Genomic DNA, 4,049 nt, shown 5'->3' on the forward strand with positions numbered 1-4,049 from the left:
TCGCCGCCCTCGTCGGCCATCGCGAATCCTTCAGAACCACTTCCAGCAGTAGCGACGGTCGCCATCGGACGGTCGGTGTTGTGTTTCCGTCCGTGACGTTCGTTCACCGCTCGCGTCGTTTCTCCGGCGATTCGATACTTACATGATGGCATGGGAATGTGTATGACAACGGTGAGTACCCATTCCGGCCACATCTCCATCCATGCTTGAGTCGTGGGACCCATCGGGGGTCGTCGGACGGCGCGTAATCACGGTGCTCGGCGCGCTGTACGTCGGGGCCGGTTCTAGCATTTCGTTCACGCCAGTCGCGACCGATTGGACGCTCGGTATCGATTTTACCATCTTCACCCTCCTCGCCGGTCCCGGACTCGTCCTCCTCTACGTCGGGTACTGGCTGCCCCGAACCGAGATTCGCTCGGAACTCTTCTCGTCCGTTGCGAAGTGGTGTCTCGGCGGTATGGTGGCGATGCTCGGTATCCTCCTTTTTATCTATCTCGTCGCCCGCAACACCCCGTCGGTCGGCGGCATGCTCATCCTCACGGCACTCGGCAGTCTCTCCGGGCTGGGAATGGGGTTCAACGACGCGCAAGCAGAGACGCGGGCGCTCAACGCCGACGAACAGCGGCGGGAGGCGGAGCGGTACGGCAAGGAACTCGAACGCTACGAAACCATCGTCGAGACGGTCAACGACGGCATCTTCGTCATCGACGAGGACGACTACTTTATCCACGTCAACGAGGCCTACGCCGAAATCGTCGGGTACGACCGCGAGGAACTGCTCGGCTCACACACCTCGCTCGTCGTCGTGAGGGGGTTGAACGACCTCTCCAACGAACTGCAACACGAACTCCTCGCCGACGATAGCGATACGAAGACGTACGACGCAATACTGGAAACGGCGGCCGGCGAGATGTTGGATATCGAGGCGACCGTCGCGGGACTTCCGAAGCAGACCGGTTCGGGGCAGGACCTCGTTGGCGTCGTCCGGGACGTAACCGAGCGCAATGAGCGCGAGCGACAACTCGAACGGCAGAACCAGCGACTCGATAGCTTCGCCAGCATGGTCGCCCACGAACTCCGAAACCCGCTCATGATCGGCCAGATGTACTGCAACGAACTCCCGGACGACGCGGCCCCGGTCGCGGTCGATTACATCACGGAATCGTTCGACCGCATCGACGACATCATCGACGTGCTGTTGGTGGTGACGCAGGGCTACGAGACGGTTCCTGAGAGTACACCGGTGTCCCTCGCGGACACGGCACGGAACGCCTGGAACAAGGTTGACCCCGCCGACGCGACGCTGGCGGTGTCGATAGACGATACGATTTCGGCCGACGAGACGTACGTCGAGCACCTGTTCCGAAACCTGTTCGAGAACGCCGTCGAACACGGCGGAGCGGACGTTACCGTCACGGTCGGCGCGCTTCCGACCGGGTTTTACGTGGCCGACGACGGCCCAGGAATTCCGGCGGCGGACCGCGAAACCGTCTTCGAGATGGGATACACGACCGCATCCGGGCACGGCGGAATGGGTTTGGGACTCGCCTTCGTCAACGAACTGGCGGACGTGTACGGATGGTCGTGCTCGCTGACCGACAGCGCGGACGGCGGGGCGCAGTTCGAATTCACGGACGTCATCGAGACGGAAGCGGTCGCGGATTGACTCGACCCGGCGTCCTTCCCCGTATTTCGGTCCGGTGTCCCTCCCTGCATTTCGACTCGCATCCCTTCTCTCATCTCGACCCCTATCCCGTTCCCGCGCACCTCTCGACACAAACTTTACGCGGGAGTCCGAACCGGCCGAACATGAACCGCGAGCGCTCTCGAAACCTGTACGACCGCGCGCTGTCCGTGACGCCGGGCGGCGTCAACTCGCCCGTTCGGGCCGTCCGACCGTATCCCTTCTTCGTCGAACGCGGCGACGGCGCACACGTCATCGACGCGGACGGGAACAAGTACATCGACTACGTGATGGGCTACGGGCCGCTTCTGTTGGGCCACGACCTGCCACAACCGGTGCAGTCGGCCGTCCAATCCCAACTCGCCGACGGACCGATGTACGGCGCGCCGACGGAAGTCGAGGTGGAACTCGCCGAATTCGTCACCCGCCACGTCCCGAGCGTCGAGATGATTCGGTTCGTCAACAGCGGGACGGAGGCGACCTCTTCCGCCGTGCGCCTCGCCCGCGGCTACACCGGACGCGACAAAATCGTCGTCATGCAGGGCGGCTATCACGGCGCGCAGGAATCGACGCTCGTGCAGGGAACCGCCGGGATGGCTTCGGAGCCGAGTTCGAACGGGATTCCGCCCGCGTTCGCCGAGGAGACCATCACGCTCCCGTTCAACGACGCCGACGCGGCCCGCGAACTCTTCGAGGAGCGCGGCGACGAAATCGCCTGCGTCCTCACCGAGCCGATTCTGGGCAACTGCGCCAGCGTGCCGCCGGTCGATGGGTATCTGGAGACCCTCCGCGACCTGACGGAGGACCACGGCTCCCTGCTCATCTTCGACGAGGTGATGACCGGGTTCCGCATCGGCGGGTTGCAGTGTGCACAGGGCAAGTTCGGCATCACGCCCGACCTGACGACGCTCGCCAAGGTCATCGGCGGCGGGTTCCCGGTCGGTGCCATCGGCGGCCGCGCGGACATCATCGAGCAGTTCGCGCCGACCGGCGACGTGTTTCAGGCGGGCACCTACTCCGGCCATCCGCTCTCGCTGACCGCCGGACTGGAAACGCTCCGCTACGCCGCCAAAAACGACGTGTATGACCACGTTCGGTCGCTCGGCGACGAACTCCGCGCGGGACTGACCGACATCCTCGAAGACCGCGCGCCGGAGTACACCGTCGTCGGCACGGACAGCATGTTCAAAGTCATCTTCACGCGCGACGGCCCCGCGACTTGGAGGGCCAGTGTGCGGTCGGATGTAGTCAGGACCCCGACTGTCCTCGCTTCGAGTACTGTCCGAAGGACAAGGGCGACGTGAACCGCGCCGAAACCGAACGCTGGGAGCGGCTGTTCTGGCCCGCGATGCTCGACCAAGGGGTCTTCCTCACGGCCAATCAGTTCGAATCGCAGTTCATCAGCTACGCTCACACCGAGGAGGACATCGAGCAGACGCTGGAGGCGTACAAGGAAGCGCTGTAACGGCCGCCGAACCGGACGAGACCACCCTCTACTCGACGGACTCTCCGCCTGACGAGACTCCCGACCTAACAGACAACCCTCGACGACTCCGACGATTCTTTCTCCGGGCCGGGGACGTTTGAGAGACGACATTCGTTTTATCCTCCCGTCCCAAGTGACGAACAGATGCAACGCCCAAAACTCTCCGGCGACCGGGTACAGTCGCGCTGGTGGTACTGGATTGCGGCGGTGCCGGTGGTGTTCGTCTTCTGGGTCGTGACGGTCGCGTGGGTCGCGTTCGCCATCTCGCTGGAACCGAACATCCTCCCCTCGACGTACGACTCGCCCATCGTGTCGTGGAGCATGAGGTCCACCGGAATCGAGGCGAGGAAGACGCCCGTCACGCCCCCGATGATGAACGTCGCTATCGACCCGAATGCAGAACAGCATCGGTGCTGTCAGGCGGATGTCCCCGTTCCACATCGTGGAAATCCAGTTAAAGACCTTGACGGCGCTGGGCACCGCGATGGCCAGCGACACCGCCATAAAGCTCGCCCTGAGGCGCGGGTCCATCCCGGTCGTGAACATGTGATGCGCCCAGACGCCGAAGGACAGGACGCCGATGGCCAACGTCGAGTAGACGACGAACTTGAACCCGAACAGCTTCCGCCCCGCAAAGCGCGGCAGGATGAGGCTTATCAACCCCATCGGCGGGAGGACGAGGATGTACACCTCCGGGTGCCCGAAAGAACCAGAAGAGGTTCTGCCAGAGGAGCGGCCCGCCACCGCTCAACGCGAAGAACGTCGTGCTGAACACGCGGTCGAACAGCAGCATGATGATGGCGCTGCCGAGCAGCGGGAACGCGAACAGGATGAGGCCGCTCATCGTGAGCAGCGTCCACGAGAAGATGTCGAGTTCGG

Annotated in this window: 1 protein-coding gene and 2 pseudogenes; 2 read left to right on the forward strand and 1 reads right to left on the reverse strand. The window is 63.5% G+C overall.

From position 1 onward, the window contains the following. Nucleotides 1–202: 202 nt before the first annotated feature. Nucleotides 203–1,666, forward strand: coding sequence for a PAS domain S-box protein (locus BG842_RS06135; protein ID WP_069450089.1), 1,464 nt, complete (start codon nucleotides 203–205; stop codon nucleotides 1,664–1,666). Nucleotides 1,667–1,809: 143 nt separating this feature from the next. Next, nucleotides 1,810–3,149, forward strand: a pseudogene (locus tag BG842_RS06140) (glutamate-1-semialdehyde 2,1-aminomutase). A gap of 329 nt (nucleotides 3,150–3,478) precedes the next feature. Here BG842_RS06140 and BG842_RS27250 read toward each other — a convergent pair. Further along, nucleotides 3,479–4,049 (reverse strand): annotated as a pseudogene (locus tag BG842_RS27250) (cbb3-type cytochrome c oxidase subunit I); the annotation flags it as partial.

Origin of the sequence: Haladaptatus sp. W1, assembly GCF_001723155.1 — an archaeon.
GTDB classification, from domain to species: Archaea; Halobacteriota; Halobacteria; order Halobacteriales; family Haladaptataceae; genus Haladaptatus; species Haladaptatus paucihalophilus.